Raw genomic sequence first — 23,110 nt, 5'->3', positions numbered from 1 at the left:
GAAGAGCCCCTTGCAAAAGTCTCGTTGAGGTTGATATTTTATCTGACCGTTTATAAATTCCTCGGTGGCACAGGCGTCTCGCCTGTGCGAATCGAAGTCCCCCTTTGAAAAAGGGGGATTTAGGGGGATTTGGCTTGTCATGGTAAAACCCGCGGCCTCGGCATTTTTGCAAGAGCCTCAGAAGGCCAGGGATTTACCTCAGGAAGGCCCCTTGATCCGAATGCAGCGGGACCTCAAACGCGCCTTGCAGAAAAAACCCGAGGACATCAAGTGGGGCATGGTCATCGCACCACTTCTGCCTGCACCGCCTGAAGGTAGGTATGCTGCCGGCTTGCACCACCTCGTGTATAGGCCGCGCCACCATCTCCGGTGACCGAACCGATTCCGAGAGCCTGGTATTTGCGATGATCGGCTCCCCCGATTATCTCTTGATATTGTAGTCTTCAAGAATTTTAAGTAATAATTTATCACCCACAGATTTTGGAATAAAATCAATATGTTTTACAGATAATTCATCACTGCCTATAATATTATCTGAATTAGAATAGTAAATAACCCTATCTTCATAATATTTCATTTTTTGATAATTAATCGACACCATACTTAATGACCGATCAATATCCTTGTATTTATCTTCCTTATTCGTTTTTAGAATTTCCTGTTTACCCTTATCTGTATACACAATTTTTATCCACACTTTTATAACTTTGGTTTGGTCGTCTATATAGACTGAATTTGATTTATAATACCAAGTACCTTCAGCGTTACTTGCAACAAGTACCCAATCATCAATTTTAACGACAGTGATAGAATATTTATTCTTTAAATAAACAATACCCATTGATATAATAATAACAATCACTGATACTATAATTACTTTAGCTTTAAAAGTTAGTTTCTGTAACCCAAACATGCCCACTTCTCCCTTTCGCTGAGACCACGTCCTTCATCTAATCCACACTAAGATTCCCATAACCATTATAAACCCCAGGACAGGTGCCAAACAACCCAGCATTGGTCCCAATTTGCGTTCCCGGCCTGATCTGGTCAAAGGGATGCCTATTTTTCGACTGAGCCTTGCCTTGGCTTGAGAGATACCGAGCAATCTATTCCAGGAAAATCCGCCTCTGTTCATGGAACCTCACCGTCCTTTTCTCGAAGGCAACGTCCTCCCAGGTAAGATTGTTGATCTCCCGGAGAAATGGATATCCAGAAACAAGGAAAGTTTTATTTTTCAGGAAAACCTATGATATCATGCCTTCTACAGGATAATTTGGATTAAAAAGTGGATTCTATTGAGATTAATCTCGGGACAAGATGTTTTTAAAGTCAACCTCGCGGTAGCAAGGCCCTACATGGTCTCGGATTAATTTAATGTCTTAAAAAACCTTAATTCTCAGGAGCCAGGTCCATGAAAGTGACCGAGATGTGGAAGAAAAAGCAGCCGACCGTATCTTTTGAATTATTTCCTGCCCGGAATGCCGAAGCCAACGAGAAACTGGAGAGAGTAATCGATCAGTTTGCGGTCATGGAACCGGATTTTGTCTCGGTCACTTTTGGGGCCGGGGGCTCTACCCGAGAAGGCTCCCGGCAACTGGTAACCACCCTGAAAAATGAACTCAAGCTGGAAGTCATGGCCTACTTTGCCGGTTACGGCCTGGGTCCCGATGATATCCAAGGCGTCTTGGACAGCTATCTGTCTCTGGGAGTGGATAATCTTTTGGTGGTTCGGGGGGACCCACCCCACGGGCAACCCGATTTTAAGCCCCATCCCGCCAGCCTGCTCCATGCCTCGGACATGCTGGAGTTTATTCGCCCACGTTACCCCTACTGTCTGGGAACGGCTGGGTATCCTGAGGGGCACATTGAAGCCCAGAGCAAGCCGAAGGACCTGGAGTACCTGAAACTCAAGGTGGAAAAAGGGGCCGAATATATCCTGACCAATTATTTTTACGATAACCGTTATTATTTCGATTTTGTCGCCGCTTGCCGCAGCCTGGGGATCACGGTTCCCATTGTGCCCGGCATCATGCCGATTTTCAGTGTCAAGATGATGAACCATCTGGCCAAACTCTGTGGGGCCACCATCACCTCTGGTTTGCAGCAAAGATTGGCAGCCCTGGCGGAAGGCGATATCCCGGCACTGCTCAACTTCGGCATCGACTTTGCTTTTGAGCAATGCAAAGAGCTGATCGCCGCTGGTGTGCCGGGACTGCATTTTTATACCATGGACCGGAGCAAATCGACGGTTGCAGTCGTGGCCCGCTTGCGTCGAGAGGGGTTATTATAGACGGTGGCGTGCTGGCGAGAAAAAGCCCCACCAATGAGCGCAAAGGCAAATTTCTCTAAACCCGCGCGCTCTATGAGTGCAAAAGGGGCGGGCTGATCTGACCCGCCCCTCATGTGGGTGGACTGCTACTTATTGCTGGGCTTTTCTTTTGGGTCGACCTTCTGCTTGTTTTTTTTAGGCTTTTTGACTTCCTTCTTGCCTTTATCCTTCTTGCCTTTGTCTCCCATGGTTTTCTCCTCCGATTTTTCGACTTTTCAGTCTTGTTAAGATGAAGGATATTGAAGCACTGATTTAACTGGTCACCCTATGATGAGTGCCGCGTTCACCAAACCCTCTATCCTTAGCCATGGCGCTCCGCTGCTCTGAATAATCCCGGCATTCCGGTCATGGCAACGTGGGATACGGCGATTTCGGCCGTTAATTCTATGACTTCGCTATCCATGGGGATCACTCCTGTGATCGAACGGGTTTCAGTATTTGAATTTTATAACTGTAACCTTAGTAACTCAACGATGTATATGATTTACCATTATCATAAAAACCTCAGTCTGTTAACTCATCAAACAATTTGGCCACCGCTTCAGCCACGTCCTTTCCTCGCCTAATCCATGAGTTCTCGGGCTGCCAACTTACCTGTTTGAAGGCATTTCCTCATAAGGCCGCCATTGGCGGGAATAGACCTCGGAGGCGTTAAGATAGACGCTCACCGCGCCCTGCCGGGTGAACTGGCAGGGGATGGGCCAGACGGTCCGGGCGGCGCTAGACCTGCTGGGGTCTCCATAAATGATCACCCGCCGGGGTTTCAGGCGGGATAAGACAATGTTGCGCCCGTCCGGGTCCCCCAATTCCGCTGGAATGACCAGCACCTCCAACGGTCCCGCCGGGACCGGCAGATCCTCGGCCGCCAACCCTCCCGCCGGGGGGATCAAGAGGACCCTGCGGCCTTGGTAAGAGGCTTCTAGGGCCAGGCCCGCGTCCGGGGCCAGCTTCACATACTTCAAATCCACGCTTCCCAGGGTGGCGGGAGGATGCCCCCGGTCCAGAGAGCGCGGCACCTCACCCCGGTCTCCCAGATAATTCCAGAAATCCCAATAGGCCGGCCCTTGCCACCCCCGGCTACCGTACCAATACGATCCCACCCGAAACTGTTCCGCCAGGGTGAGCAGTTCCCCGGCGTTGGCATCGCTCAGATTCAAGGCCATCACCAGGTCCAGGCGGCGAAATTGCCGCCAATGGCAGTATCCTGGCAGCGGCCCCCACTTTGGCGAGGCCTGCCCCCATCGGATTGGCGCGGCTGCGGTCAGAACCAGGCGCTGGTTTTCCGGCGTGACCAGCACCCCCCTAAACCCCCCATAGGCGTCCAGGCAGGTGACCTCCAATGCCTGAGGGACCGCAGCCAGGGGCAGGGCCGCGGCGGTCACCATGACCAGCGCCGCCAGGCCGGCCCCGGCCCAGGTCAGGTAGGTGCGCCGCGGCGCAAATATCAGAACCAATATGACATAGTACGCGATGATCTCCAGCCAGGTGGGAGTAGGCATAACGATGGCGCTGCCGGGGACCTGGGCCGCCCAATGGATGGTCTGATATCCCGCCCACAACGGGAGCTGCCCCAGGTAAAGCAGTCCCTGGGCTACCGGTGTGAGAGAAGCGGCCTGGGCGAAAACCGCGGCCTCCCCCAGCGGCAGAGCCAGGATGAGCACCAGGGGGATGGCTACCAGGTTGACCAGGATGCCTAAGAGGGAAACCACCTGGAAATAGGCGGCCACCAGGGGCGCGGTGGCCAGGCTGGCCACCACCGAGACTGCCAGCCACTCCTTGGCCCGGAACAGGAGACTGTTTACCGAACCAACGATAGGATGTTCTTTTTTCCTCGTATCCGCCGGCATGACCAGACGGGGGACCAGATAAATAAGGGCAGCCACCGCCACAAAGGAAAGCTGAAAGGAGATACTAAAGAGGCGCAGCGGTGACAGGCTCAGAACGATCAGGGCCGCCAGGGCCAGGGCGCTCCAAACCTCCCCGGGCCGTCCCAGGAAGAGCAGAAACAGCCCGACCAGCACCATGACTTCTGCCCGCTGGGTGGAAGGCGACCCTCCCGCCACCCAGGCATAGAACACCACAGGGATGGCCGCCAGGAGGGTGGAAATCTTGATCGCATTGATCCTCAAAAGCAGCCAGGGAGTACGCCGGAGCAGCCAGAAACAGAGAAAATAGGTGACCGCGGCCACTGCGCCTAAGTGCAGGCCGTTGATGACCAGCAGGTGGCTGGTGCCGGTGCGGGCAAAATTCCGGCGCATCTCCGGGGTAATCTCACCCTGGTCCCCCAGGAGCATGGCCAGAAAGATGGCCCGGCAGGCGGGGTCCTGCGGCCGCAGTTGCTCCCGGATGCCGCCCCGGAGCTTCTCCCCCAAAGGATAGGCCGCAGTGGAGGCCAAAAAGGTCAGGTCGTGCGGGTCCCGTAGCCGGATTTCCCGAAACAGCCCGTCCGCAGCCAGGTAGCGGGGACGGTTGAACGTCCCGGGGTTCATGAGCATTCCAGGCGTACTGAGGCGGCCGCTCACCACCAAGCCGGTACCCATGGGCGGGCGTTCCAGATCCGGGGCCGCCACCAGGAGGTTGCCGGACGCGGGTCGCCAGCCCCAGGGGCTCCGCCAGGCCTCAGCCTTCATGAAGAGTTGGACCCGGTCCCCCAGCTTGCCGGGCCGGTTGAGGTGGCCCATAATGGTCAGGTTCTGATTCAGAGGCAGATTAAAGACATTGTCGGCAGGAACCTGGGGTTGCCAGGCCTGCTGATAAAACGCCACCCCCAGGAGCCAGAAAAAGACCAGCGGCAGCACGCGGGCCGGATGGCGTCGCCACCAGAGGAACGCCAGGATGACCCAAAGGATGAGAATACCGGTTAACAAAAAGGCTTGGGTCAGATGCAGGCCCCAGGCCGGGGCGGCAATCCCTGCCATCAGGGCCAGGGTCACCGGTACCAGGGGCCGAGCCACAGGCCGGGCCTCCGGGCTGGCCGGCGGCAGATTCGGCTCTTGGATAGTGGTTTTTAACTTTCCCGGGCTATCGTCCGATCTAGGGGGAAGCATGGGAAACCATCCATGGTCGAGGCTGGCACGGAATACGATTTATTCTTAGGTTACTAAATCTTATTTAACAAATAATCTTGCTTTAATAAAGATATTTAGCACTATTATAACGTATTGATTATTAATATTAATCGAGGCAAATCCGGAGAGAAAGTTGGGGCCGACTCACTTCGCCCTTGAAAAAATTCGAAAATCTAGCGTAAAATACCAGTTATGAGGCGAAGAATATTGATTGTGGGGTTATCGTTGCTTTGGGTGGCGCTGGCGGCCTCGGCCTGGGCTGAACCCAAGATACTCTCCCAGGACGGCAACCTGGTCATCGAAAACCCCGACTCCAAGAAACCCAAAAAAAGCGGGGGTTCCGAAGATACCCTCTATGAACTTTTGGGCCAGGAAGTCCAGGTCTATATCTTTAATAATAAGACCCGGGTCTGGCCCAGGATTTATGCCCACTCCACCCCCGCAGCCTGGAAAGGCCAGATAAGCCCCCGGGACCCGTGGATCGAAGCATTGATCCGCAAATATTCCCAAATTTACGGGGTTGACCCTTCCCTGGTGCGGGCTGTCATGCGCCACGAATCCGGCTTCAATGCCGGGGCGGTTTCTCCCAAGGGAGCCCAGGGCTTAATGCAGCTCATGCCCGGGACTGCGGCCCTGATGGGAGTAAAGAACCCGTTTGACCCGGAGCAGAACATCGCCGGCGGAGTGAACTATCTGCGTCACTGCCTGGATCGCTTTCAGCACAATGTGCCCCTGGCCGTGGCTGCTTATAACGCCGGTCCGGAGCGGGTGGCCCAATGCGGGACCGTCCCGCCGATCAACGAAACCCAGAACTTTGTCACCAATGTAATGGGGAGTTATGCCGGACCCAGCGTGGGCGGCAAGGTAGCCCCCGACACCTCCAAGAAAAAGGCCAAGAGGGGCAAGCAGGAGGCCACGCAAGAAGAGCTCCAGTCGGAAAAGGCTCCGGATGTCCCCCGCCGTCCTCGGCCCAAAATCATCGAGGTCCGGTCCCTTAAGTCCAAATCCCCGGACGGGGAGTAAGGAGTAATTCAATTACTCCCGGCAGCTTGCGCTGTCCCACACCCGACTTCCGCCTCCGGTAACCCCCCTACCCTTCCCTGAACCCTGCCTCGACCCGCGGGAAGCCCACCAACCTAGCCTTTTCTTTCCGGCGTTTCCGGCCACTCCTTGATGTGGAGGTCCCGTTGGGGGAAGGGGATTTCGATTCCGTGCTCCCGAAAGGCTTCGAAAATGGCGCTGTTCAGCTCATGGGTAGCGGGAATGCGGTCGTCGGGCGTTCGCACGAACACCCAGATAGTGAAATCCAGGGAACTATCGCCGTAGACCGCAAAATAAATCTGAGGCGGCGGCGCGGCTACCACCCGGGGATTGGCCCGGCAAATTTGGGTCAGCAACTCCGTAACCTGGCGCACATCAGAACCATAGGAGACCCCCACCTGTAAGGTGAGGCGGTTAATGCCCGCGCCGTAATGGGTCCAGTTAAGGACCTTATTAGAGACCAGTTCCGAGTTGGGGATGATCAGAATATAGCGGTCGGAGGTCTCGAAGATGGTGCTCCGAACCCGGATCTCCTTCACCGTGCCCCACTGACCGTCGATCACCAGCGTATCCCCCACCTTGATGGGCCGCTCGAACAGGAGAATGAGGCCGCTGATGAAATTATTGACGATGTTTTGGAGCCCGAAACCGATTCCCACTCCCAGAGCCCCGGCCACCAGAGCCAGATTGGTCAAGGGAAATCCCAGAATGTTCAGGGCGATCATCCCCGCCAGGATCAGGATAACGTAGTGCAGGGTGGTGGAGATGGTGTAGCGTACCCCCTTATCCAGGGCGGTGCGGGGAAAGATGTGGATGAGCATCAGGCCGCGTATCATCCGGGAGAAAAAGAACCCTAAATAGATCGCCAGGCAGACGCCCAGGATACTCAGAGTGGTCAGTTTGACGGACCCCAAAGTTGGGCCCCAAGTGACCCATTGAAAGCTCCAGGCGATTTGGTGCGGCGTGATCCCCCAGAATTCCAGGGAGACCACCACGACGATTACGCCCAGGACGAGGGATAGGACCCAACGGCTGAGGTGATAAATTCTCTGGATCAGCTCCGCCCGATCCGGATAACGATAGAGGGCCCGGCCTCCTTCCGGATGTAGGAGATGGCGAATGCTGGTCTCCCCGATCAGCCACAGGAACCACAGGATTGCCGCGGCCAACACGCTCCCGGCAGCCGCCTGGGATACATATAAGGAAAGGTTCTGGAACCCCAGGAGATCAGCCAGAATGATAAGCGTCAGCAGGAACACCAACAATCCCCGCAGGAACAGACTCACCACCGGCTGGTGCAGCCAGGTGGGTTCCGACAATTCAGGTAGGAGCCTGGTGAGGTAGTGGCGGCGCAAAAGCCACCAGCCCCATATGATGACGCCCACCCAAAAGAAGTGTTCCAGGAACAAGCGGCTTGGTTCGGGAATATTTAGCAGGCCGGCGCTCTTGAGTCCGAACCAGCCCAGGAAGAGATAGACCAGAAAGAACTTCAGGGAGCGGCGGTAAAACCTGGCGACATCTTGATCCAGGGCCAGCACCCCACCTGCCGCCTTGCCGGCAAAAAATTCTTGCACCCACTGCATGGCCAGGCGTAAGCCCCACAGGGTAACCAGGGCAGAAAGAATCAATTGGGCCGGAGCGGAACCAACCAGATTGAGGGTCCAAAAGAACAGACCCACCCACAAAATCAGGCCCAGACCAAACAGGTTGGCGATCAAGATATGTCCCACGACATACACGGGGAGCATATGGAAATCGTCCGTCTGCACCCGCCAGGCCTGGAATCGCCGGGTCACCAGATTATTGAGCCGCCGGGTGCTCCAGCCCATAAGGAAGATGAAACTGAGCAAGCCGATGATGGGGGCCAGATGCCGCCAGATAAAAGCGCTCAGGCGGCCTGATTCCACCTGTTCATTGAGCCACTCCCCGCCCCGGGCTGGTATGGTGGCCAGGCTCTGCCACGCCCGGACCACCTGCTCCCGGAAAGTCACGGCTTGAACCGGACGCTTCAGGAGTTCGGCCTTCCAACTATCCTCCAAATGTTTCAACTGTGGAGTTATTCCATCGATTAATTCTTTTTCCTTCTGGAGGAGTTGGCGCCGCTGTACAAGCAAGTTTAACACTTGGTCCGCCAGCCGGTCCCGGTTTCCCGCCAGCTTCAGATAGCTCAGAAAGGATCGCTGCAATTCCGGAGTCAAGGCTTGGGGATTGTTGGCTTGAATAATGGTGAGCTGCACCCGCAGGGCATTCTCCGCGGTGAGTTGGCTTTGCTGGTCCTGCTTCAGGGCCTCAATCTCCTGGCCCAGCTCATTGAGTTTGGCCTTGAGGTCCTTTTCCTTATCCGTATAGGTAACCAAAAGTGCTTGGACCTGGGGCAAGGGAAGCTTCTGGAGGATCATGGTGGCCTTCAGAGAAGCCACCGCGACCTGGAGATTTTCCAGTTCCTTTTGAGTCCGGGCCAGTTCTGTGGTTGCAGCCCCCACACGGGATTCCCACGCCTTGAGGCTCTCTTGGAGCCAGGCAATCCCCTGCTCAAATCCCTGGGGCAGGGCCTGGGGCGAGGCAATTCCGCCCTCCGGCTTTTCCGGATGAACCGCCTGGGCCCGGACCGGCCAGGGGGAGACCAAAAACCCCACCAGGGCTAGTGCCATTATGAATCGATACGCAATGCCTTTTAAGGGCATGGGAACTCCTGGATAATTTTCTTTATCCTCTTCATCATAAGGTTAAGTATAAAGGGTAAACGGCCTGATATCAAACCTGCGGTCAGCCGCGCCGTCCCTAAAGTTTTCTGCCAGGCATTTGATGAGGCTATGGTTACTTTATCGTTATTTAATCATAAGGGTTTTTGGATCAAGATTCCTCCCGTTGACAGAAATTTTTGCCTGGCATACATTAAGGTTACCTCAGTTAGGTGAGGCTCCTGCATAAATACAGGCCACTGCCCAGAAACGTCGAGAGACGCCAATGGGCCGAACAGGTATTGCCGGCTTAAGGTTTTACTTAATGTGGCTGAGTGTATCGACTCTACGTTATGCAGTGCCGAAGCTCCACGTGTGAGGAAGGTCAATTGCCCATAGCCTGATAGGGCCTTCCACCCGCGTGGGAGGCCTTTTTGTTATTCCAGACCCTTTTTCTGGTAGCACAGGCTTTCCAGCCTGTACGACGCAGATTGAAACATATATGGCCGAAAGCTACCACCCCTGAGGATAACCCCCCATCCCTTTTTGAAAGGGGAGTTTTAAAAGTCCCCCTTTGAAAAAGGGGAATTTAGGGGGATTTGGTTTTCCCGGCAAAGCCTGCGGCTACACGATTGCTCGGCATTCTTGCAAAAGGCTCTTTTGAAATGATCATAAGACCCGGCAATTTCCTCTAGCTTTTTCCATTTACTTAATGTCTTTAATTGCTTAGAGTCAGTCTCATGAGTCAGCCGTCTCGCCAGTTTAGAATTGCCAAACCCCTCCGGCGCCCCTTAACCTGGGGTGATGGCGTGGTCTTCGTCGGCCTGGCGTTACTCCTTTACTTAGGCATCCGTATCGGGCTGGGGGCTCCGGCGGTCGTCAAGGGTCCGGAAATTGAGCTGGCCCCCAGGCTCTTGCCTTATTATGTCGGCCTCTCCTTGGGGCGCATGGTGGCAGCCTATATTCTCTCCATTATATTTTCCATGGTTTTCGGTTACCTGGCCGCCCGGAGCCGCACTGCAGAAAGTTTTCTGATCCCGCTTCTCGATGTCCTCCAAAGCGTGCCCATCCTCGCATTCCTTCCGGTGGCCCTTTTGAGCTTCAGCGCCGTCTTACCCACACCCTGGGCGGTGGAGTTGTCTTCCATTATCTTGATCTTCACCAGCCAGGCCTGGAATATTGCTTTCGCCTGGTATCAATCTCTGACTACTATTCCCCGCAATCTGAAGCAGGCCAGCACCATTTTCCGCTTTAACGGTTGGCTGCGCTTTAAGACCCTGGAACTGCCCTTTGCCGCTATCAGCCTGATCTGGAACAGCATGGCCAGTTGGGGCGGGGGGTGGTTTTTCCTGATGGCTGCGGAAATTTTCAGCGTGGGGGATCGGAACTTTCGACTGCCGGGGTTGGGCGCCTACCTTCAAGAGGCCGCTAATCAGGGGAGTTATGAGTATATAGCCTGGGGACTGGGAGCCCTGGTCCTCATCATCGTCACCCTGGACCAACTGGTATGGCGGCCTCTCTTAGCCTGGTCCGAACGGTTTACCATATCTATGGTTGAAGGCGCTACCCCACCTACGTCCTGGTTTTACAACGCCTTGAGGAATTCCCGGCTCTTGCATTTCCTGAGTGGCGCGGTGCTGGAGCCGCCCTTAAGGAGATTGGATGAATGGCTATCCCGTTCATTCACGGCTAATGCGGCCACAGAGAGGCCGAAGCGCCAGCGTGTCTGGATCTGGTATTTTTTATTGGCGGTTGCCTTTCTGGGGGTGAGTTATGGTAGCTTCATGGCTGCCCAAATGCTCTGGACCTTGCCACTGGAAAAATGGGGTGATATCGCCTTGGGCACGTTCATCACCTTGCTGCGGGTCATTGCAGCGCTCCTCATCGCCTTGGGGTGGACCATTCCGGTGGGCGTCGCCATCGGCAGCAACCCGCGCCTGTCTTCCTGGCTCCAACCGGTGGTGCAAATCGCGGCCTCGTTGCCTGCCACTGCCTTGTTTCCGGTCCTGCTCCTCCTCGTGTTAGGCTGGCCCGGGGGTCTTGATGTGGCGGCTATATTACTCATGCTGTTGGGAACCCAGTGGTATCTCTTGTTTAACATTATCGCCGGAGCCAGCGCCATTCCCCGGGAACTGCGGTATACCTCGGATTTGCTGCAATTGAGCCGCTGGGAGCGCTGGCGTACCCTCATTCTGCCGGCTATTTTCCCTTATACCATCACCGGGGCCATCGCGGCCGGCGGCGGGGCCTGGAATGCCAGCGTTGTGGCGGAATATACCCAATTCGGCGGCAAGACCTTCCACACCATCGGGGTCGGGGCCTTGATTGCCGAAGCCACCGGGACCGGCGATTTTCCCTTGTTACTGGCCGCCACCCTCGCCCTGATCCTGACCGTGGTAACCATCAACCGGCTTTTCTGGCAGAGGTTGTACCGCCTGGCCGAAGAACGCTATCGGATGGAGTGATCTATGGCTGACGAAAATGGCTTCCTCCTGGAACTCCGGCATATCAACCAGATTTTCGGTGGCGGCGAACAGATCTTTACCGCCATTCAGGATGTCAACCTGGCCTTAAACGATGGCGAATTTGCCACCCTGATGGGCCCCACCGGCTGCGGCAAGAGCACTTTGCTGCGCATCATCACGGGGCTCCAGGCCCCCACCGCCGGAGAGGTGCTCTACCGGGGCGTCCCCCTCCAAGGAGTCAATCCCCATGCCACCATCGTCTTTCAAACCTTTGCCCTGTTTCCCTGGCTGACGGTCCAGGAAAACGTGGAAGTGGCCCTCAAGGCCAGAGGCGTGCCTCCAAAGTTGCGCACCACTCGGGCTTTGGACCTGTTGGACCGGGTGGGCCTGGACGGCTTCGAGAACGCCTATCCACGGGAACTCTCCGGTGGCATGCTCCAGAAAGTGGGCTTTGCCCGGGCCATGGCGGTGGAACCGGAGCTGCTTTGCCTGGACGAACCCTTCTCGGCCCTGGACGTCCTTAGTGCCGAGTCCCTCCGGGGTGAGCTGCTGGAACTATGGACCGGCGGCGTCATCCCCACCCGGGCCATCCTCATGGCCACCCACAACATCGAAGAAGCGGTGTTCCTGGCAGACCGCATCCTGGTAATGGATAAGGACCCCGGCCGCATCATCATGAATATGAAGGTTGATTTGCCGCATCCCCGGCAGCGCAAAGACCCAAAATTTCTCAACCTGGTGGACCGGGTTTACATGGTGCTGGCCGGCCACACTCAACCCGAACATGTGGAATTGGGCACCGCGCCCGGCGAACCGGGGCGCACCCGAGCCCTGCCCCACATCAATATCGACGACCTGACGGGGCTCTTGGAGCACCTGGACGCCATGCCCAACAACCGGGCGGACATTTACGCCCTGGCCCGGGAACTTCAGATCAATTCCGACGATCTCCTGCGCCTCATTGAAACCGCGGAGTTGTTGGGTTTTGCCAATATCGCTTACGGCGATATCACCCTGAATCCCCTGGGAGAGACCTTTGCCGAGGCCAGTATTCGCTCCCGCAAAGAGATTTTCGCCACCCGGATTCGTCGCCTGCCCCTGTTTAAATGGCTCCTGGCCATGCTCCGCGCCACCGACAAAAAGCAGTTGGAATGGGACGTAATCCAGAAGGCCCTGGAACTGGAATTCCACGAAGAAGAAGCGGAACGCCAGTTGGATACCGCCATCGACTGGGGGCGCTACGCCGAAATCCTGGCTTATGACGACAGCAGCCAGGTCCTGTTCCTGGAGCCCGGCGGCGCAACTGAGTTTATCAAAAAGAATGTCGGCGCTCCGGGTCCGCAATAAATAAAGCCATTCGTTGGACGAGCCCTGGTCCCGGCGATAGGCGTTTGCTCATTTTTGTCTTAACCTTCCGCTGCCATTTGCCGATACCATAGAGAGCACTTATATTCTGAGCATAGATTGATTGCCAAAAGATTTTCCGTAATGAGGAATACTCTAATACCATTTCGCCTTCAAATGGTGGCACAGGCGTCTCGCCTGTGCAGACGCAAGCCTGCGGCTACCCAAAATAGTCATTTTACCGCAACTGGGAATAAAAACTTTTTCTAAGGGGAGTTAAAGTCCCCCTTTGGCAAAGGGGGATTTAGGGGGATTTGGTTTTCACGGTAAACCTACAGCTATCAATTTACCTGTTTGAACGCATTTCATTATTAGGGGGATTAAAAAATCAGCCAACGGCATGAATTCAGGCAGCCGTTATATACTCCAAAAAATATTTGAAGAGGTGAATGCATGACAAATGACCGCGCATCATTACAGGCCCTGGTTCCGGCTGAGGTGTTGGGGGACCTCATCCATAACTGGGGCTGGCTCTTGGCCCAGGGCATCCTCCTGGTGGTCCTGGGAACCATCGGACTGGGCATGACCTTTTGGCTGACTTTGGGCACTGTCCTTATCTTCGGGGTTTTCTTGGTCATCGGAGGCGGGGTTCAGCTTTTTCAGGCCTTCAAATGCCGGGGTTGGCAAAGTATCCTGTGGCATGTGGTCATCGGCATCCTGTATGTACTGGCCGGCGTTATCATCTTCGGTAATCCTTTGATGGCCTCCACCATGCTCACCTTGCTCCTGGGCGGGGTCCTGATCGGCGTCGGTATCGTGCGGCTTGTCATGGCCTTCCAGCACCGCGGCCTAAAAAACTGGGTCTGGCCCCTCATCGGGGGGATTGCCGCCATTGTCTTGGGCTTCATGATCCTGGCCCAGTGGCCGATATCAGGATTTTGGGTGATCGGCTTGTTCGTGGCCATCGAAATGATCTTCAGCGGCTGGTCCTATATCATCATCGCGCTGGGAGCCCGAGAGATGGGCAAGCAACACGCCCTCCCGGCGTGATTAGCGCTGGTAGGCCTTATAACAAGTGGAGAACTCTGCGAATAGGTAATTTGTCATCCTGAGCGCAGCGAAGGATCTCGTATTTTCGCTGAGTTATGAGATTCTTCGGTCGTTTTTCTCCCTCAGAATGACAGAAAGGGGGACTTTCGCAGAGGTCTCACGTGGCGCTCATATAAGGTAATTAAAAGAGCAATCGCAGCCTAAACACTCATGAACCAAAAGTGTCTGAAATGGCAAGTAATCCGCTACGAGGTCTATCGGCCCTCAGCCTTTCCTTCCTCCGCTTGCACATGCCAGCTGACAGCAGGGCGGCCACCGAGGTCCGACTCCGGAGGAACACGCTGACGAAACGCAGCTGGTAACCAAGCAGCTCGCCAATGCATCCCAGGGCGATCCGGAGGTTCCGGATGAGGTCGAAGACGCTGTTCATGCTGCCTTGATAGCAGAAACGGCTCTAACCGACAATGGCCCATAAGCCATTACGGTACCACAGCGATCGAATTATTCGGGGAGGCACAAAAACTGGGAAAATATCAAGTGATTTACGCAAGGCGAACCGCTTCAAAACCTCGTTCACATGGCCGAATCCTGAACCCGGGTTGCCTCGATCTCTTTCAATAGGTCCCGTGCCTGTGCTTCCTCCATTTGGAGCGAGCATCGGGAGGCCAGGGCGGAGGCCTGCCGCAGCAGTTCTGACGCGCCCTCCCAATCTTTTCGCCCGATGCGGACCCGACCCAGCGCCAGCGAAACGCGCACCAGATCGAATTTGGCGCCAATGCTTTCCAGCAACGACAGGCTTCTTGCCAGATGAACTTCGATATCTTTATGGTCTGGCGTGGGGCTGGCCGCGAGGGCATTGCCGATGGCGCTTTCGGACAAAGCCTCCGCAATGAGGCTGCCCGTCGCTTTGGCCATGGCTAGGGCTTCCTCGCCTTTTTTCAGAGCGGCAGGAATATCTCCTGCTCCAAGCAGGGTGCCGCTTTCGATGGCAACCCACCAATCAGTGAACAAAATGCGGCCGCCCAAAGACCGGAGGGCTTTATGAGCGGCGGCCCAATGTTCAAGGGCACGCCGATGCTCTCCCAATCCCGTCAACGCCCATGCCATGAACGAATTGCTGGAGTAACAAAACATCGTGTCGCCGGTCTTCTCCGCAACCGCAAGCGCAGCCTGGGCGGCTCCCATGGCCTCAGGGTATTTGCCGGCGACGAGGCGGGTCATGGCCAGGGCCGTGTGTACCATGGCTTCAGCGTTTTGATTGCGGCTGGCCTGGGCCATTTTCAGGACCTGGTCGAGTTCAGCGGCTCCAGCGGCGTAATCGCCAAGACAGGTTCGGGAAACCCCGCGGTACACGCAGGCGAACAACAGCTCGTGGCGGTTCTTGTTGGCCTCGAGAAGGGGTATGCTCCTTTCCAATAGTTGGTGGGCCTTTGCAAACTGGCCTTGCACGACAAGAACGCGTCCGATGACGGCTCCCGGCAGGGCCAGCAACTCGGGATCGCCAAATTCTGGAGCCACCGCCAGCACCTTTTGGAAATACGAAATTGCCTCCGGCAATCGTCCTGCCAGATAATGCACCCTGCCGATCCAAAGCTGGACGCGCGCCAGGCGCGCTTCATCCGCCAGCGCGGCGGCCAGGTTTTCGGCCTCCGTCAAAATCGCCAGGTTTTTTTCAGGCGATTCAGCCGTGTGAGAGGCACCCACCAGCCGGATACTTATGTCCACCTGCTTTTGACGGTTTGAGGCGTTATCGGGCAGATTTTTGAGGCTGTCCAAGGCGCGATGATAATGTTCGCGAGCCTCGGCGTAGGCGTAGAGCTGTACCGCGGCGTCCGCGGCGCCGGCAGAATACTCGAAGGCCCTTTCCCAGTCTTCCCCCATGAAGAAGTGATAGGCCAGGAGAGCCCGGTGCTGGTCAATCCGCTCAGAAAAAATGGCTTCCATCGCTTCCCCGACTTTTTGATGCAGAAGTTTGCGCGCTGGAGCCAGAAGCGTTTGATAGGCGACCTCCTGCGCCAGGGCGTGGTGAAAGACATATTCAATTTCAGGCACACGCGCCCGCTCCCGGACCAGAGCCGCGTCTTCGAGCAAGGCCATTTGGGATTCCAACTCGGTTTCCTCGCGCGCCATGTGTTCGAGCACCCGGAAAAGAAAGACGCGCCCGATGACAGCCGCCTTTTGGATCACCCGTTTGGTTTCCTCGTGAAGGCGATCCAGACGGGAAAGCAGCACTCCCTGGAGGGTGTCAGGCACCTGGATGTTCTCGATCAGATCGGTGACTTTCCAGACTCCATGTGCACGCGCCAGAATCCCGCGCTCAATCAGCGACCTGAGGACCTCCTCGACAAAGAAAGGATTACCCTCCGACTTGCTCTGAATGACCTCCGATAGTTTTTTTGGCAGCATGCCGCCATCGAGAAGTCCGCGCACCAGATTGGCGCTCGCCTCGCCGGATAATGGCTTGAGGGTGATTTCCAGAAGATACGGTCGATACCCCTCCAGTGCCGGATCAAGTTTTTCCCAGTTTCCCGATGATTCCTGTTTCGGACGGCTGGGCAATACGAAGGCAATGGGGGCTTGAGTAATCAGCCGCAAGAGATGTTCCAGCAGTTCCAGCGAACTTTGATCAGCCCAATGCAAGTCTTCCAACACCACGACAACGGGGTTTTGTTTCGCCAGCGCGAGCAGCAGCCGCTCCAATGCGGCAAATAAACGATTGCGAAAGTCTTCACCGGTGACGGAGCCGACGGCAGCCGTCTCCTGGCTGTCGAGGCGCATGGAAAGCAGTTGCGCCAGTACGGCATAAATCTCCAGATCGCCCGGCAAAATGCTGTGCAGACGCGCTTTCAGGCTGGCGGCGGCGTCGGCTTCCGTGTCTTCGTCGGCGATACCGGCATAACGGCGCAAGAGGTCCAAAAACGCCCCGTAACCGAGGGACCTGCTGAAGGCAAAGGAACGGCCTTCAAGCCAGGTCAGGTCCTTCCCTTCACGTTGGCGGAGTTCGGCGAGCAGGCGGCTCTTGCCAATCCCGGCCTCGCCAAGAATCGCAACAACCTGCCCCTTGCCGGTTTGGAGTGTTTCCAGGCATTCAACCAGCGCTTGGCGCTCCGCAGCGCGGCCGACGAGAGGGGAGGACAAGCCTTCGACTCCGCGGGCCTTGTCCGGGTGCAGTTTCGCATGGAGGAGCTCATAGACCGTCAACGGATCTCGTTTGCCTTTGACCTTGATGGGGTCCATTTCCTGGAAGGCAAAGGCGCCGCGGGTCAGACGGTAGGTGTTGCGGCTCACGAAAACCTGGCCCCCTTGCGCGGCGCCCTCCAGCCGTGACGCGACATTGACGGTATCGCCCATCACGGTGTAGCTCATCCGCAGGTCGTTTCCGATGTTACCTGCAATCACCATCCCCGTGTTGACCCCGATGTGCACGTCCAGGGGTTGGCCCAGTTTCTCGATCCAGCGACGGTTGAATTTCTGGAGATTTTCGCGCATGGCGATGGTGGCGCGCAGGGCGTTTTCCGCGTCATCTTCCAGGGCGATGGGAGCGCCGAACACGGCCATGATGCAGTCCCCGATGAACTTGTCGACCATGCCTTCATATTGGTAAACCGCCAGGGCGAGTTCCTTGAGGCAGTCGTTGACGAGACCGGCAACGTCCTCGGCGTCGAGCCGTTCGGAGAGGGCGGTAAAGCCGGAAATATCCGCAAAAACGACCGTGACCTGTCGGCGTTCGCCCTCGATTTGCCCTGCGGCGCGCGTTTTGTCGGCCAATTGTTTCGGGACATAGGTCTGGAGCTGTGCGAGCAGGGCCTCTGGTGACTGTCCTGATTGCGGCTGGGCTGCCTCCTTCTGCTCGGAGAGCAGGGAGTCAAGCTGCGTGCGCAGAGCCTGCAGGGTGATCTCAACCACGCTATCGCCAAGGGTGGGCCGAAGCGTCTCCTGGGCGCTGATGGCTGCACGAAGCTGGGCAATCTGTTCCTCGATGGACGGCAAGGGCACCTCTTTATTTACGGATCATAAAAATGTTCGGTCGATGAGTCTTACCTTAAATCAGCATTTTTCTGGAGCGGCACGATTCCAAGGAAATTCAGGCTGGGGCGCAGGGCGCCAAACCCGGCCTGAGCGAGCATGTTGTGTGCTTTGGCAGAAGGATGCCAGGCGTCAATTGGTTGAAGCACTTCCACGTCGCTGAAATCAACGGTCGCCAGGGCGTCCGAGTACTCGAGGCGCACCGGTGAATCGCCGCCCAATTTCCGGTTGAAATCACCAACCATGGCGCGCAGCTCCTCGTTGTACATCAGGGCGAGCTTCACCATATTGTCCCGATACTCCGGTTTCGTGGACTCGAAGCGCTGAAGAACCACATCAAAATAGGGATAGAGCTTCGGATTCTTTTTCCGGAGTTGCTCCGCCGCGTCCCGGGCTTCGAAAAAACTCTTCATATTTACGAGGCCGAAGACGATGATGGCCCGCCGTTCTTTTTGCTCCCAGGCCCGTTCCACCAGGCGGCCAAGCTGTTGCTCATAGTCCTTGCGAAAATTGGCGGCCATTTTTTGCAACCCGGCTTCGATCTCCTCCGGCCGGTGGGGATCCACCGAGCGCGTCCAGCGCAAGTTGTTGTGCCCGATCCAGAGCAACACCAAATCCGGGAATCGTTTCTCCGCTAAAATCAAATCCACCTGTTGGGAGAAACTGAAGACAAACCAGGACCCGAGAAAGCGTTTCCTGCTTTCCCCCGAATCAACCCATCCTCCCACGCTCGAATATTCACAGGCCGCCACAGGCGTTTCCTGGGCAAGCCGCTCATAAAGGCTGTAGGCGCTGTTGGCGGACGGGTCGGTGTCGAGAAACCAGTTGCAACGATGGTGCATCTTGGAACGCCATATCATGCTGACCATGGAGGACACATAAAAATCCCGGCTCAGACTGTCGCCGATCATCGCAACATGGGGCAGGCGTTCCACCAGTTGCGCTTTCGTGAGGCGCCCTTTCTGATACTCCAGATAATCCGTGTTGTGCGGATAACCAGGATTGGAAATTCCCAGCAAGGTACTCGATCGGGCGGTGACGAGGGAGCCGCACCCCGAGATCAAGATCATCCCGATACAAAGCACCCCGGCCCAAAACAGCCTGATTCTTGGATCCATTATTTTCTCGACCTCAAAGGGCAGTATTTACTTAACCTATCGGACAGGATTGAACAAAAGATTAATCAATTAATCCCTACTGTCTAAAATAACTATATTAATCAAAATATAAAAGTAAAAAGATATATATTATCAAAAGAGAGGTCATCGCCCCAAATAAGGCATAATAGTATAATTTACTCTTATATAATTTCTAATAAATGATTTATTAATCATAACCCGGACTCCTCTTTGCTGGAGCCAAAGGACCCCTGGCCAGCACTGATCGGTAGTTGTGAGCAAGAGGAAAGGCGGAAGCCATTCGGACATACCAACTCCTGGCATGGTAAGAGACATTGGCACTTTGAACGAAAGTTTGGTTAGATGCGGCTGGGCGAAGATTCGCTCTCTGCTATGTATCTTGAATATTCCAAAAAGATAACGTGGTGTTGATTTGAAGCCGTGATCAATCCTTCCTCGCCATATTTTAGGGTATGAGCGCAACCCTGATCCTGCCCGCCTGAAAAGTGCGTCACCTTCCTCATCATTGCTGGATGCCCTCCCGGTCCTCGGTTTATGCTGTCCCTATGCTTTGCCGGGATAGAAGTGAGACACTTAAAATCAACCTGAGGATAATTGGCAGGTTGAACCCGTCCCACCCGTGCCGTGTCCCGGCACGAGGCTGCCGGCTATCCATTGATATTAATGACTAATTTTTGTTTGAGTTGGATATTTACTCCGGGACCAGGGCGGCACGACCTCGGCACGATCTCGGCATAGACTCGACCAGGACACGCAAGCCCGCGCATCGATACCGGTTACAAGGCGAGGGTACCTCGGCAATGGCCCGGCACATGTGCCGGGTTTGCCCGTCCAATCTGCCCGCGCGCGGCCATTTCCGGCGATTTTGGGGGTCGTTTTGAGGGACTAAGGGCCATTTAAAAACCGTTTTTTTCTATCATCCTGACCAAAACAAAGCCCGTAGCGCGGGATAGCGAAGCGCATCCCGCCTTTGCCGCTTGCCACACCGGTTTTAATGGTTAACTTTCCTGAAACCGGGCGAAGGCTTGAATCTCCTGGGAGGCTGGGGCGCTAGATCGAGAACCCCGCCCGAGAATCCGGCTCACCAGAGAGGGAGGGCAGCCATCATGAAAGTGTTTATGACCGGCGGTACGGGCTTTGTGGGCACCTATCTGGCCCGGGAATTGGCCCAGGCGGGCCACACCATCACCATCCTCACCCGCCGGGATCGTCCCCCCTCCCCCGGCCAACCCGGCATCAGTTTTCTTACAGGCGACCCCACTCAAGAGGGGCCTTGGATGGCGGCGGTGCCGGAGCATGACTGGATTATTAATTTGGCGGGGGCTTCCATTTTTAACCGCTGGACCGAAGCCTTGAAAAAAGAGATCATGGAGAGCCGGGTCCGCACCACGCGCAACCTGGTGACCGCGTTGGCCGAAGGGGATTTGCACCAATTGTTTTGCAGTACCTCTGCCGTGGGCTACTACGGCCCCCGGGGAGAGGAGGAACTCACCGAAGACTCCCCTTCGGATGCCGGCTTTCTGGGGGAAGTGTCCCGGAACTGGGAGGCCGAAGCGTTAAAGGCTCAGGGTCTGGGGATTCGGGTAGTTATTACCCGGTTTGGCATCATCCTGGGGAAAGACGGCGGGGCCTTGGGGCAGATGGTCCCCATGTTCCGTAAGTTTCTGGGGGGGCCTATCGGCTCCGGAGTTCAGTGGTTCTCCTGGATGCACCAGCAGGATCAGGTCCGGGCTTTCCAATTCATCCGGGAGCACCCCGAAATCTCCGGCCCGGTGAATTTCACCGCGCCCAACCCGGTACGCAACCGGGAGCTGACCAAGGCCCTGGGTCGGGTCTTGAGCCGCCCCGCCTTCGTCACCGCTCCGGGATTTATGATCCGCCTGATTATGGGAGAATTCGGTGATACCCTGCTCACCGGCCAAAAGGTTTTCCCAAAGCGCTTGCTGGACGCGGGCTTTAAATTCAATTTTCCAGATATCGACGCAGCGTTAGAGGATTTATTGGGGTAAAGGCCCAAAAAGAAAAGGGCGCCATAGCATACGCCCTTTTCGCCGTTGCACTCCATATTAATATCGATTTACGTCTTCTTCGCCACCAACATGCTGGCGTCCATGCCGCTTTGGATGTACTCGGGTTTCGCCAGACCCGCCTCCTGCATCCATTCCGCCACCTCGCCATAGGTATAGGCCCGGCCCCGGGGGGTGACCGCCAGCATGTGCACCCCGAACATAGCGGCGCCCGTGGGGCTGGCCCCATCGGGGTTGAGATAGAAATCCTGTATGGCTAACCGGCCTCCGGAGGTAAGGGCCGCCACCGCCTTGGCGATGATGAGCTTGCACTGCCTCTCGTCATGGCTATGGAGGATCTGGGAGACCCAGATGAAATCGTAGCCCGTGCCGATGTCATCCTCAAGGAAGTTGCCCGCCAGGGTCTGCACCCGGTCCGTCAGGTTGTTCTTGGCGATGTTTTCCCTGGCAATCTCCAGGGGCAGAGGCAGGTCGAAGACAGTAGCGGTAAGCCCAGGGTTGGCCTGGGCAAAGGTGATGGCATAAGTGGCCGGGCCGCCTCCGAGATCCAGGAGGTGGCGTACGGCCTTTAGATCCAGTTTGGCCGCAACGGTGGGGGCCAGGTCCCGGGCAATGGCGTGCATACCCCAAATGAAAGCCCGGACCTCCGTTTCGTTCCGTTGGGGGCGGGAGTCCACCCACTTTTCCGGGTCCACCTCCGGCGGGTGGCCCACCAGCACGGTCTCTTTGAGGTCGTCCCAACCCCGTCCCCAGGTGTGTTCCATGTGCTTGATGATGGCCCCTCGGTAGTCTTCCCCGCTCTGGACCAGATAGCGGGACGCCAACTCGCCATTCTTAAAATAATCTACCCCTTTGACCAGAAGACCCAGGGCCGCCAGGCCATTCAAGAAGATGCCAGTAGTCCGGGCATCCGCCTTAAGCCAGGCTGCGATTTCCACGGCGCTCCTCGGGTCTTCCAGAAAATCAAACAGGCCCAAGTCCACAGCCACCATGAGCATTTTGGAGGCCTGAAATCCCCGGGCCATGGACATGATTTGGTCAAAACCACCTTTCGGATCCAATGCCATAGTCTGCCCCTTTAATCGAAATCGCTTTTAGCCGAAATTAACTACTGTGGAAGTCCAGGTCAATGGAGCGGATCGATCCTGCCTGACATTACTTTTGATCCGACGCCGGTTGGTCGGGGTGATCAAAATGCCTGATCCAGCGGTACACCGCCTCCCGGTAATAAGCTAGGACCCCAATGAGCACCAAACAGAGTCCCAGGATGGCCAGGGTGCTGTAATAGTTGCCTTTATAGACCTGGGCACCCTGGAGGTTCAACAGCAGGGTGCCGGGAATCCTGCCGACCGTGCAGATCAGGATGAATAACTTAAACGGCATGCGGCTCAAGCCTAGGACGAAGCAGAGGTAATCCTTGGGAAAGCCGGGCAGGAGAAACAGGATAAACGAGATCAGGGCTCCTTGGCGCTCCATCAAAAAATCGAACTTCTGGAGGATTTCCGCGGGAATCCACCGCTTTATGTAATGCTCCTCCAGCCAGCGGGCCGCGAGAAATGCCAGGATCGAACCCAGGGTTAATCCAAGGGTGGAGTACAACAACCCCAGGGGCGCGCCGAAAAGATAGCCGCCGATGAAGCCGGTGGCTTCGCCGGGCACAGGGGCTAAAACCACCTGGAGGGCCTGGATTAGGATGAAGAAAAGAGGCGCCAGAGGTCCTGCGGCCTTGAGGGTGGACTTGATCCACTCTTTGTTGGTACAGATGCCAAGGAAATGGCACAACTGACCCCACAGGTAACTGCGATAATGGAAACCCAAAAACAACAGCACCAAGCCCAGAAGGGCCAGGGCCAGCAATCCCCAGAACCACGAGCGGTTCTTCGCCGAGGATATTCCGGTACTCTCTTCCGTCACTGTAGCAATAGACTCCTCGGGTTAAA

Annotated in this window: 14 protein-coding genes and 1 riboswitch; of the genes, 7 read left to right on the top strand and 7 right to left on the bottom strand. The window is 55.9% G+C overall.

From position 1 onward, the window contains the following. Positions 1 to 211: 211 nt before the first annotated feature. Complete coding sequence (locus tag WC600_05170; GenBank protein MFA4902121.1) at positions 212 to 373, top strand: hypothetical protein; 162 nt, start codon at positions 212 to 214, stop codon at positions 371 to 373. Between the two features lie 48 nt (positions 374 to 421). Here the strand turns inward: WC600_05170 and WC600_05165 are convergent, their stop codons facing one another. Beyond that, positions 422 to 913, bottom strand: coding sequence for a hypothetical protein (locus WC600_05165; GenBank protein ID MFA4902120.1), 492 nt, complete (start codon positions 911 to 913; stop codon positions 422 to 424). Between the two features lie 498 nt (positions 914 to 1,411). Between WC600_05165 and WC600_05160 the strand changes: the two genes are divergently transcribed. Continuing rightward, complete coding sequence (locus WC600_05160; protein ID MFA4902119.1) at positions 1,412 to 2,290, top strand: methylenetetrahydrofolate reductase; 879 nt, start codon at positions 1,412 to 1,414, stop codon at positions 2,288 to 2,290. Positions 2,291 to 2,919: 629 nt separating this feature from the next. Here the strand turns inward: WC600_05160 and WC600_05155 are convergent. Continuing rightward, positions 2,920 to 5,376, bottom strand: coding sequence for a ComEC/Rec2 family competence protein (locus WC600_05155; protein MFA4902118.1), 2,457 nt, complete (start codon positions 5,374 to 5,376; stop codon positions 2,920 to 2,922). Between the two features lie 213 nt (positions 5,377 to 5,589). Between WC600_05155 and WC600_05150 the strand changes: the two genes are divergently transcribed. Then, entirely contained in the window at positions 5,590 to 6,420 is an 831-nt protein-coding gene (locus tag WC600_05150; protein ID MFA4902117.1) for a lytic transglycosylase domain-containing protein, read from the top strand. 113 nt (positions 6,421 to 6,533) lie between these two features. Here the strand turns inward: WC600_05150 and WC600_05145 are convergent, their stop codons facing one another. Next, entirely contained in the window at positions 6,534 to 9,122 is a 2,589-nt protein-coding gene (locus WC600_05145; protein ID MFA4902116.1) for a mechanosensitive ion channel domain-containing protein, read from the bottom strand. 215 nt (positions 9,123 to 9,337) lie between these two features. Further along, a riboswitch (M-box (ykoK) riboswitch) is annotated at positions 9,338 to 9,505 on the top strand. A 354-nt stretch (positions 9,506 to 9,859) separates the two neighbouring features. Here WC600_05145 and WC600_05140 point away from each other — a divergent pair. The 3 genes from WC600_05140 to WC600_05130 all read left to right on the top strand — a co-directional run bounded on the left by WC600_05140 (position 9,860) and on the right by WC600_05130 (position 13,978). Further along, entirely contained in the window at positions 9,860 to 11,584 is a 1,725-nt protein-coding gene (locus WC600_05140; GenBank protein ID MFA4902115.1) for an ABC transporter permease subunit, read from the top strand. A gap of 3 nt (positions 11,585 to 11,587) precedes the next feature. Further along, entirely contained in the window at positions 11,588 to 12,931 is a 1,344-nt protein-coding gene (locus WC600_05135; GenBank protein MFA4902114.1) for a nitrate/sulfonate/bicarbonate ABC transporter ATP-binding protein, read from the top strand. A 450-nt stretch (positions 12,932 to 13,381) separates the two neighbouring features. Further along, positions 13,382 to 13,978 carry an HdeD family acid-resistance protein gene (locus WC600_05130; protein ID MFA4902113.1) on the top strand — a complete coding sequence of 199 codons (597 nt, stop codon included), beginning with the start codon at positions 13,382 to 13,384 and terminating at the stop codon, positions 13,976 to 13,978. Between the two features lie 573 nt (positions 13,979 to 14,551). On the opposite strand, the gene WC600_05125 is transcribed toward WC600_05130, so the two are convergent. Both WC600_05125 and WC600_05120 read right to left on the bottom strand, forming a co-directional pair. Continuing rightward, the gene (locus tag WC600_05125) at positions 14,552 to 17,968 is read right to left on the bottom strand and encodes an adenylate/guanylate cyclase domain-containing protein (protein MFA4902112.1); all 3,417 of its coding nucleotides are present in this window, start codon (positions 17,966 to 17,968) and stop codon (positions 14,552 to 14,554) included. Positions 17,969 to 18,015: 47 nt separating this feature from the next. Continuing rightward, positions 18,016 to 19,122, bottom strand: a complete 1,107-nt coding sequence (locus WC600_05120) for an SGNH/GDSL hydrolase family protein (protein ID MFA4902111.1) — start codon at positions 19,120 to 19,122, stop codon at positions 18,016 to 18,018. Between the two features lie 1,127 nt (positions 19,123 to 20,249). Here WC600_05120 and WC600_05115 point away from each other — a divergent pair. Beyond that, complete coding sequence (locus WC600_05115; GenBank protein MFA4902110.1) at positions 20,250 to 21,152, top strand: TIGR01777 family oxidoreductase; 903 nt, start codon at positions 20,250 to 20,252, stop codon at positions 21,150 to 21,152. 68 nt (positions 21,153 to 21,220) lie between these two features. On the opposite strand, the gene WC600_05110 is transcribed toward WC600_05115, so the two are convergent. Continuing rightward, positions 21,221 to 22,237 (bottom strand): methyltransferase, encoded by a 1,017-nt coding sequence (locus WC600_05110; protein ID MFA4902109.1) that lies wholly within the window; start codon positions 22,235 to 22,237, stop codon positions 21,221 to 21,223. 88 nt (positions 22,238 to 22,325) lie between these two features. Continuing rightward, entirely contained in the window at positions 22,326 to 23,084 is a 759-nt protein-coding gene (locus tag WC600_05105) for a TVP38/TMEM64 family protein (GenBank protein ID MFA4902108.1), read from the bottom strand. Between the last annotated feature and the right edge of the window lie 26 nt (positions 23,085 to 23,110).

The sequence above is a fragment of the Desulfobaccales bacterium genome (assembly GCA_041648175.1).
Lineage (GTDB): Bacteria > Desulfobacterota > Desulfobaccia > Desulfobaccales > 0-14-0-80-60-11 > 0-14-0-80-60-11.
The sequence above is the reverse complement of the archived record's forward strand: the minus strand, read 5'-3'. Positions and strand labels throughout refer to the sequence as shown.